Annotated in this window: 11 protein-coding genes and 2 tRNA genes; 9 read left to right on the top strand and 4 right to left on the bottom strand. The window is 70.3% G+C overall.

Going from position 1 to position 13,681, the window contains the following annotated elements; translation table 11 throughout:
• The first annotated feature begins 63 nt into the window (after window positions 1-63).
• Complete coding sequence (locus OHB21_RS35975; RefSeq protein ID WP_067508875.1) at window positions 64-270, top strand: cold-shock protein; 207 nt, start codon at window positions 64-66, stop codon at window positions 268-270.
• Here the strand turns inward: OHB21_RS35975 and OHB21_RS35970 are convergent.
• Both OHB21_RS35970 and OHB21_RS35965 read right to left on the bottom strand, forming a co-directional pair.
• Window positions 260-1,072: a nucleotidyltransferase domain-containing protein gene (locus tag OHB21_RS35970; RefSeq protein ID WP_195126076.1), complete on the bottom strand. Its 813-nt coding sequence runs from the start codon at window positions 1,070-1,072 to the stop codon at window positions 260-262. The two genes, OHB21_RS35975 and OHB21_RS35970, sit on opposite strands and share 11 nt — an antisense overlap.
• 10 nt (window positions 1,073-1,082) lie before the next feature.
• Window positions 1,083-2,303 carry an MFS transporter gene (locus OHB21_RS35965; RefSeq protein WP_067508879.1) on the bottom strand — a complete coding sequence of 407 codons (1,221 nt, stop codon included), beginning with the start codon at window positions 2,301-2,303 and terminating at the stop codon, window positions 1,083-1,085.
• A gap of 57 nt (window positions 2,304-2,360) precedes the next feature.
• Here OHB21_RS35965 and OHB21_RS35960 point away from each other — a divergent pair, with 57 nt between their 5' ends.
• The 4 genes from OHB21_RS35960 (at window position 2,361) to OHB21_RS35945 (ending at window position 8,197) form a co-directional block, all read left to right on the top strand.
• Complete coding sequence (locus OHB21_RS35960) at window positions 2,361-3,338, top strand: LysR family transcriptional regulator (RefSeq protein WP_228791644.1); 978 nt, start codon at window positions 2,361-2,363, stop codon at window positions 3,336-3,338.
• 1,270 nt (window positions 3,339-4,608) lie between these two features.
• Window positions 4,609-6,228, top strand: a complete 1,620-nt coding sequence (serA, locus tag OHB21_RS35955; protein WP_113974944.1) for a phosphoglycerate dehydrogenase — start codon at window positions 4,609-4,611, stop codon at window positions 6,226-6,228.
• A gap of 269 nt (window positions 6,229-6,497) precedes the next feature.
• Window positions 6,498-7,505, top strand: coding sequence for a 3-isopropylmalate dehydrogenase (locus OHB21_RS35950; RefSeq protein WP_195126077.1), 1,008 nt, complete (start codon window positions 6,498-6,500; stop codon window positions 7,503-7,505).
• Between the two features lie 104 nt (window positions 7,506-7,609).
• Complete coding sequence (locus OHB21_RS35945) at window positions 7,610-8,197, top strand: Uma2 family endonuclease (protein ID WP_067508899.1); 588 nt, start codon at window positions 7,610-7,612, stop codon at window positions 8,195-8,197.
• A 381-nt stretch (window positions 8,198-8,578) separates the two neighbouring features.
• Here the strand turns inward: OHB21_RS35945 and OHB21_RS35940 are convergent, their stop codons facing one another.
• The gene (locus tag OHB21_RS35940) at window positions 8,579-9,757 is read right to left on the bottom strand and encodes an MFS transporter (protein ID WP_067508901.1); all 1,179 of its coding nucleotides are present in this window, start codon (window positions 9,755-9,757) and stop codon (window positions 8,579-8,581) included.
• 171 nt (window positions 9,758-9,928) lie between these two features.
• On the opposite strand from OHB21_RS35940, the gene OHB21_RS35935 reads away from it, so the two are divergent.
• The 4 genes from OHB21_RS35935 (at window position 9,929) to OHB21_RS35920 (ending at window position 12,708) form a co-directional block, all read left to right on the top strand.
• Window positions 9,929-10,717: a fumarylacetoacetate hydrolase family protein gene (locus tag OHB21_RS35935; RefSeq protein WP_067508904.1), complete on the top strand. Its 789-nt coding sequence runs from the start codon at window positions 9,929-9,931 to the stop codon at window positions 10,715-10,717.
• Between the two features lie 14 nt (window positions 10,718-10,731).
• Window positions 10,732-12,207, top strand: coding sequence for a glutamate--tRNA ligase (gltX, locus tag OHB21_RS35930; RefSeq protein WP_067508906.1), 1,476 nt, complete (start codon window positions 10,732-10,734; stop codon window positions 12,205-12,207).
• 202 nt (window positions 12,208-12,409) lie between these two features.
• A tRNA-Gln gene (locus OHB21_RS35925) sits at window positions 12,410-12,481 on the top strand.
• A 154-nt stretch (window positions 12,482-12,635) separates the two neighbouring features.
• A tRNA-Glu gene (locus OHB21_RS35920) sits at window positions 12,636-12,708 on the top strand.
• 559 nt (window positions 12,709-13,267) lie between these two features.
• Here the strand turns inward: OHB21_RS35920 and OHB21_RS35915 are convergent.
• Entirely contained in the window at window positions 13,268-13,453 is a 186-nt protein-coding gene (locus OHB21_RS35915) for a DUF5302 domain-containing protein (protein WP_067508908.1), read from the bottom strand.
• Between the last annotated feature and the right edge of the window lie 228 nt (window positions 13,454-13,681).

Below are 13,681 nucleotides of genomic sequence, written 5' to 3'. Positions count from 1 at the left end.
GACCGGATGGCGCCCGCCGTAGTACCCTTCCCCGGTTCTGCGCGTTCGGAGAAGGTGCGGCGTATGGCTCAGGGCACAGTGATGTGGTTCGACAGTGAAAAGGGTTTCGGGTTCATCGCCCAGGACGGCGGCGGCTCCGACGTGTTCGTGGACTACCTCGAACTCGAGGGTTCCGGCTTCCGGTCCCTCGCCGAGGGGCAGCGGGTGCAGTTCGAGCTGCGCCACAGCAAGTCCGGGCCGGAAGCCGTCGGCGTGCGCGTCATCGGCTGACGGCCAGCGCCTGCGCGCGGAAGAACTCCGCCGTGAGCTCCCGCGCCCGCGACCGGTCCCCTCCCGACGAGGACGGGAATTCCATTGCCGCGCGGTCGAACTCACCCTCGAGGAAGGCCACGATCGGCGCGGGCACCGCACCGTCGCCCATCTCCCTGGTCCGCGACTCGAGCTCGGTGAGCTCGGCGATCGCCGCGACCAGCTCGACGGGCAGCTCGCATTCGGCCAGCAGCGTGGGCAGGTGCATCGGCGCGACCGCCGCGTCGGGATGCTCTCGCAACCAGCGCAGCGCCATCGCCGGGCGCAGCGAGTAGAACACCTTCTTCAGCGAACCGTTGCGGTGGTGCAGCGCCCACTGCTTGCCGCCGAGGTGCAGGTAGTGGCGGGCCACGCGGTCGCGGTCGGTCACCCGCGCGGCGAGTTCCCGTAGCTCCGTGCGGAATTCGGCGTCGCCCCGGTACACGATCGGCGACATCAGCCACTCGATGAGCACGGCGTTGCCCGCCACCAGCAGGCGCAGCGCCTTGGTCAGATCCCAGCCGTTCACGTCCAGCAGACCCACCAGCGGCGTCTCGATCACGTCGCGCGAGGTCCACGGCGACAGGTAGGTATCCAGGTGCGCGACGTAGACGAAACGGCAGTCGTAGTCGGAGTCCGGCGACGGGAAACCCCAAGCGCGGCTGCCGCTTTCGACCGCCAGCCGCACGTTCACGCGATGCTCGCGCGCCACCCGATCCAGCTCGGCGTCGATGGACCCGACCACGGTCGGGTCCATCGAATCGGGCACAGCGCGCAAAGACATGCGCTCGATGCTAAAGGCGCGGCGCGGCCGACTTCATCTCCTTTTCGGCGGGACCCACGACCACGGCGACCACCGCGGCGAGCGCGAGACCCGCGCCCAGCGCCATCGCCGCCGTGCTGCCGAACCCGTCCGCCGTGAACCCGCCCACCAGGGCGCCGCAGCCGATGGCGGCGTTGAACACCGACACGTAGACGGCCGAGACGCTCTCCCGCGCGTCCGGCGCGGCGGTGAGCACCCAGGTCTGGGTGCCGACCGACACGCCGCCGTAGGCCAGCCCCCACACGGCGAGCAGCATGCCGGCCGACAGCGCCGACGTGCCGAGCACGGGCAGGAGCGCGACGCTCACCGCGATCGTCGCACCGAGGACCAGCATCAGGGCTCGCGGCCGGACCGCCGCCACCGATCCGGACACGAAATTGCCCGCCACGCCAACGATTCCGTAGATCAGCAACAGCAGGCCCAGCTGCGCCGCGCCGACGCCCGCGACCTGTTCCAGCACCGGCCGCACGTAGGTGTAGGCGGCGAAGTGACCGGTCACCAGCAGCGCCACGACGATCAGTCCGACCCGCACGCGCGGATCGATGGCCCGGCGCAGCGCGCCGCGCACCGAGACGGCGCCCTCGGCGGGCAGCCGCGGCAGGGTGAGCGCCAGCGCGAGCAACACCGCGACCGACAGCCCCGCGACGGCCACATACGCCGCGCGCCACCCCGCGACCGACCCCAGCACCGTCCCGGCGGGCACGCCGAGCACCGAGGCCACAGCCACGCCACTGAACACCACCGACAGCGCCCGCGCCATCGACCGCGCAGGCGCCAGGCGCACGGTCACGCTCGCCGCCAGCGCCCACACCCCGCCCATGCCGGCGCCGACCAGCACGCGACCCGCCATGAGCATCGCGTAGCCGGGCGCGCAGGCGGCGGCCAGATTGCCCACCGCCACCACCGCGAGCAGGACGCACAACAGGGTGCGGCGGTCGAACCGGCCCAGCCAGGCGGTGAGCGGCGCGGCGGACACCGCGGCCATCAGGCCGGTCACGGTGAGCGCGAAGCCGGCCGCGCCCTCGCTCACGCCGAGGCTCGCGCCCATGGGGGTGAGCAGTCCGACCGGCAGCATCTCGGAGGTGACCACGGTGAACGTGGCGCCGCCGAGCGCGGTGACGCCGAGCCAGGCGCGGCGCGGCGAAAGGTGCTGGGCGGGAGGGTTTTCGAGGCACGGGGTCGTCACGGTCATGTCATCCAGCCAAGAGCGCGACCGGGCCGGAAACAACGGCGAAGGTCTCATCGTTGCATGAGCCGGACTCATGGATCGACGGCGGAGGTGCGGATGAGCGGTGTGGAGCTGCGCGAAGTCGAGGCGTTTCTCGCCCTGGCCGAGGAACTGCACTTCGGGCGCGCCGCCGAACGGCTGTACGTGTCGCAGAGTCGGGTGAGCCAGCTGCTGCGGGCGCTGGAGCGGCGGGTGGGTGCGCGGCTGTTCGACCGGAGCAGTCGCCGGGTGCGGCTCACCCCGCTCGGCGCGGACTTCCTCGAGCGGGTGCGCCCCGCGTACGCGGCGTTGCACGCGTCGGTGGACGCGGCCCGCGCCGCCGCCCGCGACGTGTCGGGCCGGTTGCGCGTCGGATTTCAGGGCGCGATCAACGCCCACATCATGGCGGCGGTCGGCGTGTTCGAGGAGCGGCATCCGGACTGCGCCGTGGATCTGGTCGAGATCCCGCTGGCGGACCCGTTCGGCCCGGTGCGGCGCGGCGACGCCGACGTGGCGGCGGTGTTGTTGCCGATGGCGGAGGACGATCTGGTGCTCGGGCCGTCGTTCTCCGAGCAGCCGATGATGGTGGCCGTGGCCGCCGGGCACCCATTCGCCGGGCGGGCGGCGGTGTCGGCGGAGGAACTGGCGGAGTGCTCGTTGATCGGGATGCGCGGGCCCGCCCCCGACTACTGGCGGCGCGCGCAGGCGCTCGACGTGACGCCGGGCGGGTGCGCGATCCCCGTCGGCCCCGAGGTGGGCACGCTGGAGGAGGGGCTGGCGGTGGTGGCGACCGGGCGCGGCGCGTTACTGCTGTGCCGGCCGACGGCGTCTTATCACGAGCGACCTCCGGTCGTGTTCGTACCCGTGACGGGGCTGCCGGATTCGCGGCTCGGGGTGGTGTGGCGGCGGGGCGCGGAGGACGCGCGGGTGCGGGCGTTCGCGCGCGCGGTGGTCGCCGCGAGGGAGAGTCTCGACGCGGCGTCGGAGGTGGACGTGGAGGCGGCGGTGCGGGTCGGTTGAGGGCGTCTCCCGGATGTTTGCCGGGGGTGGGTGCGCGGCCGTGATCGCGCGGGGTGAGTCCGGGCGTTCACGCAGTCGCCGGGCGCTTTCGATCGTGTTGCCATGTATTCGCTGTCGACAATTCCCTGGGAATTCCCCCAATGGCTCCCGCCCCTGTTACTCGGGGCACGCGCGATGCTGCCGCAGCTGATTTTGAAGTGTCATTCTCGTAGATTTCCACGCGGGATTCTCATGGATTCTCAGCACGTTTCTCAGAGTTCTCACAGAAAAGCGAGGATCATTCGCGCGCGTACGCACTGGACGTGCGACCAGGTTTGGGAGGCTATGAAATCCCAGGTGAGACCCCATTTTCCAGGGCGAGATCGGCGTGTGCGGTGTCGACTGGATCACTCCGAATCGAAAAATGTTGTCTGCGTCACAATCCTGGAGAATTTCGTAACCGAGTCCGCTCGGCCGCCGATGTGCCGTGTGTCAGCCAGCTCGTCTGGATGAATTCGACGAAAGAGGAATTAATTATGATCCCCGTTATCATCGACACCGGTAGTGCTGCCATCGACGGCCTGTTCAACACTCTCGGTGCCGCGCTGCACGGTGTGCTGAACACCCTGTGGACGGGATCGTTCGGCGGCCGCTGATCAGACGTCGCGATCGAGGTTGTCGATCGCCCCGCGTGCGCCGGGACCGGCACGCTGACGAGGCCCCGCACCCCCTCGGTGCGGGGCCTCTGTCGTGCGCGGGGCCGGGGTCGTCCGTGGTGCCCCGGGCTGAGCGCCGCCGCTCGTCACCGGAGCTGTTCGCGGATCGCACCGCCCGCTGCCCACCGCGCCGCAGCAAGCACGCGGCCGAGCCGGAGCGCGGCCGCGCCGGGTCCGCCGTGCCGAGCGCGAGCAGTGTTCGGGCGCTTGCGCCGGGGCGTGGACCGGTGTCCCCAGGTGTAGGGCTGTCGCAGACGGCTGTTCATGCCCCGTCGCTGACCGCTGCCGGGGCTGTTGCGGACCACGTCGGAGCGCCGCGCGGTATGAGAACGCCACTGGACGCGATCGCCATGCGCCCGAACGCGGCTCCAGCGGGCGGTCCGCCCTCTGCCCCGCGCAGCCGGGTTGCGGCAGAACGGCATTCGTTCGGGAGCGCCCGCCGCGACCGGTGTATCGGACGGCCGCGGCCACCCGAACCGTCCGCCCGCCCGACCGGGTGGTACCCGTTCTCGAAACGCCGCCCATTAAGCTGATCGGCGGTAAATGCCGACCCTTTCCTCCAGGAGTACCCCACAGTGAGCCAAGCAGGCCGTCCTGTTGTTCTGATCGCCGACAAGCTCGCCCAGTCGACCGTCGACGCGCTCGGTGACGGCGTCGAGGTTCGCTGGGTCGACGGCCCCGACCGCCCGGCCCTGCTCGCCGCGGTCCCCGAGGCCGACGCGCTGCTCGTGCGCTCGGCCACCACCGTTGACGCCGAGGTGCTCGAGGCGGGCAAGAACCTCAAGATCGTCGCCCGCGCCGGCGTCGGCCTCGACAACGTCGACGTGCCCGCGGCCACCGAGCGCGGCGTCATGGTGGTCAACGCGCCCACCTCCAATATCCACACCGCCGCCGAGCACGCCGTCACGCTGCTGCTCAGCGCGGCCCGCCAGATCCCCGCCGCCGACGCCACCCTGCGCGAGCGCACCTGGCAGCGCAGCAAGTTCAACGGTGTCGAGATCTTCGGCAAGACCGTCGGCGTCGTCGGCCTCGGCCGCATCGGCCAGCTGTTCGCCGCCCGCCTGGCCGCCTTCGAGACCAAGGTCATCGCCTACGACCCCTACGTCTCCCCGGCCCGCGCCGCCCAGCTCGGCATCGAACTGGTCACCCTGGACGAGCTGCTGCAGCGCGCCGACCTGATCTCGGTGCACCTGCCCAAGACCCCCGAGACCAAGGGCCTGCTCAGCAAGGAGAAGCTGGCGCTGACCAAGCCGGGCGTCGTGATCGTCAACGCCGCGCGCGGCGGTCTCATCGACGAGCACGCCCTCGCCGATGCCATCAAGTCCGGCCACGTGCGCGCCGCCGGCCTCGACGTGTTCGAGACCGAGCCCTGCACCGACAGCCCGCTGTTCGACCTGCCGCAGGTCGTGGTCACCCCGCACCTGGGCGCCTCCACCTCCGAGGCGCAGGACCGCGCGGGCACCGACGTCGCCAAGTCGGTGCTGCTGGCCCTGGCCGGCGAGTTCGTGCCCGGCGCGGTGAACGTGACCGGCGGCACGGTCGGCGAAGAGGTCGCTCCGTGGCTCGAGATCGTGCGCAAGCAGGGCGCCCTGGTCGGTGCGCTGTCCGACGAGCTGCCGGTGAGCGTCGAGGTGCAGGTGCGCGGCGAGCTGGCGTCCGAGGACGTGGCCGTGCTCGAACTCGCGGCCCTGCGCGGCATCTTCTCCGCGCTGGTCGAGGCGGGCGCAAACGGGCAGAGCCCGGCGGTCACCTTCGTCAACGCCCCCGCGCTGGCCAAGGACCGCGGCATCACCGCCCAGGTCACCACCGCTTCGGAGAGCCCCAGCCACCGCAGCGTCGTCGACCTGCGCGCCGTGTTCGGCGACGGCCGCACCCTGAACGTGGCGGGCACCCTGACCGAGCCGCAGCAGGTGCAGAAGATCGTCAATATCAACGGCCGCAACTACGACATGCGCGCCGAGGGCCTGAACCTGGCCGTCCTCAACTACGACGACCGTCCTGGCGCGCTCGGCAAGATCGGCACCAAGCTGGGCGAGGCCGAGGTGGACATCCTGGCCGCGCAGCTGAGCCAGGACATCGACAAGGACGGCGCCACCGTCGTCCTGCGCGTGAACAAGGAGGTGCCCGCCGACGTGCAGTCCGCCATCGCCGAAGCGGTCGGCGCCGCCAAGATCGCGCTGGTCGACCTGTCCTGAGGGCTGTTCCCGCACGCACGAGTCGCGCGCCGTCACCGGAAAGGTGGCGGCGCGCGCCGCGTCTCGGGCGGACCGGCGATCCCGCATGGTGGTCACCGGGTCCTACCGGATGGACACGAATGGCCGCCGACCTAGTACCGTGACGGGTGCTCGGCGCTCGCCCGGATCCGCACCGGGGCGGGCCGCCCGGGACGTACCTCGTCCCGCCCGCACGCGCACCATCGCCGGTCACCCGCCGCGCGTCACGGCGATAACGAAACGGAGTTGTCATGAAGCTTGCTGTCATCCCCGGCGACGGGATCGGTCCCGAGGTCATCGCCGAGGCGCTCAAGGTGCTCGACGTGGTGGTCCCCGGCGTCGAGAAGACCCACTACGACCTGGGCGCCAAGCGCTACCACGCGACCGGCGAGATCCTGCCCGACTCGGTGCTGCCGGAGCTGAAGCAGCACGACGCCATCCTGCTCGGCGCGATCGGCGACCCGTCGGTGCCCAGCGGGGTGCTCGAGCGCGGCCTGCTGCTGCGCACCCGCTTCGCGCTGGACCACCACGTGAATCTGCGCCCCTCCAAGCTGTACCCGGGCGTCACCAGCCCGCTCGCGGGCACCCCCGACATCGACTTCGTGGTGGTGCGCGAAGGCACCGAGGGCCCCTACACCGGCACCGGCGGCGCGATCCGCGTCGAGACCCCGCACGAGGTCGCCACCGAGGTCAGCACCAACACCCGCTTCGGCATCGAGCGCGTGGTGCGCTACGCCTTCGCCGCCGCCCAGGCCCGTCGCAAGCACCTGACCCTGGTGCACAAGAACAATGTGCTCACCTTCGCCGGCTCGCTGTGGCAGCGCACCGTCGACGAGGTCGCCACCGAGTTCCCCGACGTCACCACCGCCTACCAGCACATCGACGCGGCGACCATCCACATGGTCAACGATCCGGGCCGCTTCGACGTGATCGTCACCGACAACCTGTTCGGCGACATCATCACCGACCTCGCCGCGGCAGTGAGCGGCGGCATCGGCCTGGCGGCCAGCGGCAATATCGATGCCTCGGGCACCAACCCCAGCATGTTCGAGCCGGTGCACGGCAGCGCGCCCGATATCGCCGGTCAGTCGAAGGCCGACCCGACAGCCGCGATCCTCTCGGTGTCGCTGCTGCTCAACCACCTCGGCGATGCCGAGAACGCCGCCCGCATCGAGGCGGCCGTGGCCAAGGATCTAGCCTCGCGCGGTGGCCCGGCCTCCACCGTGGAGATCGGCGATCGCATCGCCACCTCGGTCTGACCTCGTCGTAAGCGGCCCCGCATCCGCCGGTGCGGGGCCGTTTTTGCGGGTATGCCACTAGCATCGGTGGTTCCACACGCGCGACCGGATGAGAGGGGAGGCGGGTGCGAACAACGAAACGCGGATGCGGGCCGTACACGGTCCGGGACCTGCACACCCTCCCCGAGGACGGGAAGAGCTACGAACTCGAGGACGGCTGGCTCGTCGAACTGGTGCGCGGCGCCCGGCACAATCACGTGACGCAGCGGCTCGCGCGCTTCCTCGACGTGGGCGCCGACCACGCGGTGCACGTGTGCGTGGGCGGCGGCTGGGCGATCACCACGCCCGGCGGTGTGCGCAGACCCGACATCGTGGTGGTGCCGCGCGATGTGGTGCGCGCCGCCGTCGTCGCCGGGCCGCCCCGCGTCATCCCGGGCGAGGCCGTGCACCTGGCCGTCGAGGTGATCGCGCCGGGCACCGGCAGCGAACGCACCGACCGCGTGCGCAAGGTGCGCGAGTACGCCGCGGTCGGCATCCAGCACTACTGGATCGTCGAGCACCACCCCGACGTCCGCATCCACCCGTTCGTGCTCGACGGGGAGATGTACCGGTCCGCGCCCTCCGTCGGCGCCGGCGCCACCCTGGACACGAAAATCGGGCGGGACAACCACTTTCGGGTCACCGTGCACCCGGCCGCGCTGCTCGAGGTGTGAGTGTTCCACCAACGTGGTTCTGTCGCAGCGGGTCTCGTCACGCATCGGGCCGCCCAGCTCGTCGGCGCCACGCTCCGCACCTCTACGCCGTCGCGTCACCGACCGCTGCTTTCCTGGCGACCGCTCGGTCGCTTCAGCGAGGTCGTCCCCTCCGGCAGCGTTGCGAACGTCCGAGCTCGGCTCGGCCTGGGCGGCGAGCGGTCGACGGTTGCGACGCCGGGTTTCGGCCGCGAAGCTGCTGCGGCGAGCGCAGGTTCGGTGCTGTGCGTGATCGGAGGCACCTGATACGGGCGCGGGACTCGCGTTCCTCGGCGGCTTTTCCGCCGCCGCCGGGCGTCACGCACGCGGAGTCGGTCGCCGTCTGCCGGGGAAACCGGCGGGTCACCGAGAACGGCGCTCGGTCGGCACGAGCGGGATCGCCGCCGTCGCGCACAGCGCGGCGGCCAGGTAGGCGGCCTCGAAGCCGGTGACGGTGATCAGTGCGCCGAAAACCGGTGGGATGGCGGCGATCGCGAGGTTCTGGCCGGTGTTCTGAATGCCCAGGCCCCGCCCGCTCCAGTGCGGTCCGGCGTGCTCGGCGACGGCGGTGAACGCCAAACCGTTGTCGGAGACCGTGATCACCGACGCCGCGACCAGCAGGGGGATCGCCGCCCACCACCAGTGCGTCCACGCCGCGAAAGCCAGGGCGCCCGTGGAGATCACGGCCGCCACGGCCACCGTGCGCAGCGGGCCGAGCCTGCTGCCCACGCGGTCCGACCACGCGCCCGCGCCGATCCGGCCGAACGCGCCCAGCACCTGCGTCACCACCACCAGCGCGCTCGCGGCCGGGATCGACCAGCCGGCGTCCAGGTGCAGCCACAGCAGCGCGAACGTCCACAGCGTGCCCTGCGGGATGCACAGCAGGATCGACACCGCGTGAATGCGCCAGAGTGTCGCGTCACCGCGATACGGATTGGCACGGTCGGCGGCGGTGCCTTTCGGACGCGGCGGATCGATGATGCCGAGGAAGCAGGCGCCCGCCGCCACCCCGGCCATCACGGCCGGTACCAGCAGTGCGGCCGAAACCCCGTGCGCCCCAGCGACGGCGGGGATCGCCAGCGCGCCCAGCCCGACGCCGAGCGGTTGCGCGCTCTGGCGGATACCCATCGCCAGACCGCGCCGGTGCGGCGGGAACCAGCCCACGATCACGCGGCCGCTCGCGCCGTTCGTGCTGGCCGCGCCGATGCCGCCGAGGAACAGCAGTGCGCCCAAGGCGATTTCGTTCGTCACTGTCGCGGCCGCGCATCCTGCGACGAACATCACCAAAGGCCCGCCCACCAACACCTTTCGCTCGCCTATGCGATCCACCACATAGCCCCAGGCGATGAGCGTGCACACCAGTCCGACGGTCGGCATGGCTACCAGCAACCCTGCGGCGGGCAGCGACATCCCGCCCGACGTGAGCGCGGGCAGCAGGAACGGAGTGCCGTGGACGAACATCGCGCTGGCCGCCTGCGCGAACACGCCGAGGCCGAGCATGGACCACATCCGGGAGTCGCGGATCTCGGTCACGGTAGCCATCGGCTTCACCTCAATCTCAAATATTGGGACTCTATTCCCATAAGATGAACGCAGGGCTCACGCTACACCCGCGCGGACACCGCTGTCGCGCCGGATGGCGCGCGTGCCGCCTGCCTGGGGTATCCGACCGCGCGGTCGGGCGCGTTCGGGCAGGTCGATAGACTTCCGGCCATGCGTCTAGGTCGAGTTGCCAGTCCCGATGGGGTCGCGTTCGTCAGCATCGAGGGGGAGGGGGGCGGCGGCGCGGGCGGTTCCGCCGTCGCCAAGGAGATCGCCGAACACCCGTTCGGTACGCCGACCTTCACCGGGCGCACCTGGCCGTTGGCCGACGTGCGCCTGCTCGCTCCCATCCTGGCAAGCAAGGTGATCTGCGTCGGCAAGAACTACGCCGCCCACGCCGCCGAAATGGGCGGCCCCGCCCCGGAAACGCCCGTCATCTTCATGAAGCCGAGCACCGCCATCGTCGGCCCGAACGCGCCGATCATCCTGCCGCCCAGCTCGTCTCAGGTCGACTACGAGGGCGAGCTCGCCGTCGTCATCGGCCGCCCGTGCAAGGACGTGCCCGCCGCGCGCGCCAAGGACGTGATCCTCGGCTACACCGTGGCGAACGACGTCACCGCCCGCGACCAGCAGCGCCAGGACGGTCAGTGGACCCGCGCCAAGGGGTACGACACGTTCTGCCCGCTCGGGCCCTGGATCGAGACCGACCTCGATCCGGCCGATCTCGAGATCGTCACCGAGCTCGACGGCGAGGTCCGCCAGCGCAGCCGCACTTCGCTTCTGCTGCACGATATTCCGGCCCTGGTCGAATGGGTGAGCGCGGTCATGACCCTGCTGCCCGGCGACGTGATCCTCACCGGCACACCGGAAGGCGTGGGCCCGATGGTGCACGGGCAACAGGTGTCGGTCACCGTCTCGGGCCTGGGCACGCTCACCAATCCCGTTGCCGCCAAACGCTGAATCGAAAGAGAGCCATGACACAAGTACGGGTCCGATTCTGCCCGTCGCCGACCGGAACGCCGCACGTCGGCCTGATCCGCACGGCGCTGTTCAACTGGGCGTACGCGCGCCACACCGGCGGCACGTTCGTCTTCCGCATCGAGGACACCGACGCGGCACGCGATTCCGAGGAGTCCTACCAGTCGCTGCTCGACGCGCTGCGCTGGCTCGGGCTCACCTGGGACGAAGGCCCCGAGGTCGGCGGCCCCTACGGCCCCTACCGTCAGTCCCAGCGGCGCGACCTCCACCTGGATGTGGTGCGCAAGTTGCTCGAAGCGGGCGAAGCGTACGAATCCTTCTCCACCCCCGAGGAAGTCGAGGCGCGCCACCGGGCCGCGGGCCGCGATCCGAAGCTCGGCTACGACAACTACGACCGCGACCTCACCCTCGAGGCGATCGAGGCGTACCGCGACGCCGGACGGCCCGCCGTCATCCGGTTGCGGATGCCCGACGAAGATCTCACCTGGAACGATCTGGTGCGCGGCGAGACCACCTTCAAGGCGGGCACCGTGCCCGACTTCGCGCTCACCCGCGGCAACGGCGACCCGCTCTACACGCTGGTCAATCCCGTCGACGACGCGCTCATGCGGATCACCCACGTGTTGCGCGGCGAAGACCTGCTCTCCTCGACGCCCCGCCAGCTCGCGCTGTACGCGGCGCTGCGGCGCATCGGGGTCGCCGAGTTCACGCCCGAGTTCGGTCACCTGCCGTTCGTGATGGGCCAGGGCAACAAGAAGTTGTCCAAGCGTGATCCGGAGTCCAATCTGTTCGCGCACCGCGACCGCGGATTCATCCCCGAGGGTTTGCTGAATTACCTCGCGCTACTCGGTTGGAGCATCGCCGACGACCACGACGTGTTCTCCATGGCGGAGATGGTCGAGGCCTTCGACATATCGAAAGTGAATTCGAATCCGGCCCGATTCGACCAGAAGAAGGCCGACGCGCTCAACGCCGAACACATTCGGTTGCTGGAGCCCGGCGATTTCACCCGCAGGCTGCGCGAGTTCCTCACCGCACAGGGCCACATCGGGGCCGAAGTGGACGACAAGGTGTTCGCCGCGGCGGCCGAATTGGTGCAGACCAGGATCGTCGTCCTGGGCGACGCCTGGGGGCTGCTGCGTTTCCTGTTCGTGCCCGAGGACGAGTTCACCGTCGACGAGGCCGCGGCCGCCAAGAATCTCGGCGCCGACGCCACCCCGGTATTGGACGCCGCGATCGCCGCGCTGGAGCCGGTGGCCGAGTGGACCACCCCGGCCCTCGAAGAGGCGCTGAAAACCGCTCTCATCGACGATCTGGGGCTCAAACCGCGCAAGGCGTTCGCACCGGTGCGGGTCGGGGTGACCGGGTCGCACATCAGCCCGCCACTGTACGAATCGCTCGAACTGCTCGGCCGCGACACCACCCTCGCGCGGTTGCGCTCCGCGCGGGAGTGGTCGGCGCAGAGCGCCTGACGGGCCGAACGTCGCGGGGCCTTCGTCCGCCCCGTGTGCCGGCCGGGATCGCCACCCGGTCGGCACACGGCCGCCCGAGCGCTCGAAAAGGTGGGTTTGACCAGGCGATTTGTAGTTTACCGGCAGAGGTTTGGTAGTCTCTTTCTCGGCCGGAACGAGGCCCCGAAGCCAGCCAGGTAGCGGGGTCGAAGAGCCTGGTCATTGGGGTATGGTGTAATTGGCAACACAGCTGATTCTGGTTCAGCCATTCTAGGTTCGAGTCCTGGTACCCCAGCGGAGAATGTTGCATCGCTCTCGGTTCGCGGCCGAAAGTTGTTCAGCATCCGGCGATTTGGTCGCCGAGCTTCGGTGCGCTAAGCTAACCGAGCTTCCACCGGATCGAAAGATCCACACCGGAGGATCACCGAGAAATCGGATGATTCAGTCCTGGCCCCGTCGTCTAGCGGCCTAGGACGCCGCCCTCTCAAGGCGGTAGCGCGGGTTCGAATCCCGTCGGGGCTACGCAAATCGGCGGCCCATGCTCATGGAGAGCATGGGCCGTTTTTGCTACGCAATGCTTTTGCGGGGGCGCAGCCCCCGCGGCCCCGCCCGGCGGGGCGTTGCCCCCCGGACCCCCCTTGTCGTGGTGGGTGCGTTGGGTGGGGTGGCTGCGGGGGTGGGGTGGTTCCGTTGGTGGGGAATCGGTGGGGGCGTCGTTGGTCGTCTTTGGGGACGGTGTTCGCGGGCTTCGCCGCGTCTTGGTGGTGCGTTGGGTGGATGTCGGCGGGTTTGTTGGTGGTTGTCTCGCGTGGACGGTGTTCGCGGGCTTCGCCGCGTGGTGGGCGAGGGTTGGGGGAGTTGTGGGGCGGTCGCTGGGTGTCGGTGGTTGCGTTCGCTGATCTGCCGGTGGGATTCGCGGGCTTCGCCGCGTGGTGGTGGGTGCGCTCGGTGGAGTGCGGCTTTGTGCGTGGTCTTCGGGTGGCCGGCCGGGGTGTGATGCTGCGGGCTGACGGCCGTTGACGCGGAACGGCCCGCCGCTTGCCGGAAGGGCTGGCGGCGGGCCGTTGCGGTGGGGCGGGTTCTATCCGCTCTTGCGGCGGAACTCGCGCTTGTGGCTGGCGGCGTTGTGAGGGCCGTTGGCCTTCGAGTGGCCGTCCAGGTGGGCGCCTCCCGACTGGGCGTGATGGGCGTTCTTGCGTTCCAGTGCCTCGCGGAACTTGCGCTTCACCTCGTCGGCATTGCCGTGTGAATTACCCGATTCCGTCATGGCTGCTGCTCCTGTCGTCGCGGCCGCGCGCCGCTAACGGGCGGCGCTGCCCAGCCGAATCGTGTCGAACGCTCACGACGCTAGTCCGCCCGGCCGACCGTGTCAGCCCAATTTCCCCCGGCACGCGGGCTCGCCCTGTGGGCGTCGCGTTCGGTAGTGGTGGTTGCGTGTGCGTGGGTGTCGTCGGGTCGACGAGTGCGTGGGCGTCGCATTCGGCCGCGGCTGGTG

This window comes from Nocardia puris, from assembly GCF_036051655.1.
GTDB classification, from domain to species: domain Bacteria; phylum Actinomycetota; class Actinomycetes; order Mycobacteriales; family Mycobacteriaceae; genus Nocardia; species Nocardia puris.
The sequence above is the reverse complement of the archived record's forward strand: the minus strand, read 5'-3'. Positions and strand labels throughout refer to the sequence as shown.

What these genes read in the sequence shown, in the direction of transcription:
- OHB21_RS35975 (WP_067508875.1), top strand. Translation starts at nt 64, where the DNA reads ATGGCTCAGGGCACAGTGATGTGGTTCGACAGTGAAAAGGGTTTCGGG.
- OHB21_RS35970 (WP_195126076.1), bottom strand. Translation starts at nt 1,072, where the DNA reads ATGTCTTTGCGCGCTGTGCCCGATTCGATGGACCCGACCGTGGTCGGG.
- OHB21_RS35965 (WP_067508879.1), bottom strand. Translation starts at nt 2,303, where the DNA reads ATGACCGTGACGACCCCGTGCCTCGAAAACCCTCCCGCCCAGCACCTT.
- OHB21_RS35960 (WP_228791644.1), top strand. Translation starts at nt 2,361, where the DNA reads ATGAGCCGGACTCATGGATCGACGGCGGAGGTGCGGATGAGCGGTGTG.
- OHB21_RS35950 (WP_195126077.1), top strand. Translation starts at nt 6,498, where the DNA reads ATGAAGCTTGCTGTCATCCCCGGCGACGGGATCGGTCCCGAGGTCATC.
- OHB21_RS35940 (WP_067508901.1), bottom strand. Translation starts at nt 9,757, where the DNA reads ATGGCTACCGTGACCGAGATCCGCGACTCCCGGATGTGGTCCATGCTC.
- OHB21_RS35935 (WP_067508904.1), top strand. Translation starts at nt 9,929, where the DNA reads ATGCGTCTAGGTCGAGTTGCCAGTCCCGATGGGGTCGCGTTCGTCAGC.
- gltX (WP_067508906.1), top strand. Translation starts at nt 10,732, where the DNA reads ATGACACAAGTACGGGTCCGATTCTGCCCGTCGCCGACCGGAACGCCG.
- OHB21_RS35915 (WP_067508908.1), bottom strand. Translation starts at nt 13,453, where the DNA reads ATGACGGAATCGGGTAATTCACACGGCAATGCCGACGAGGTGAAGCGC.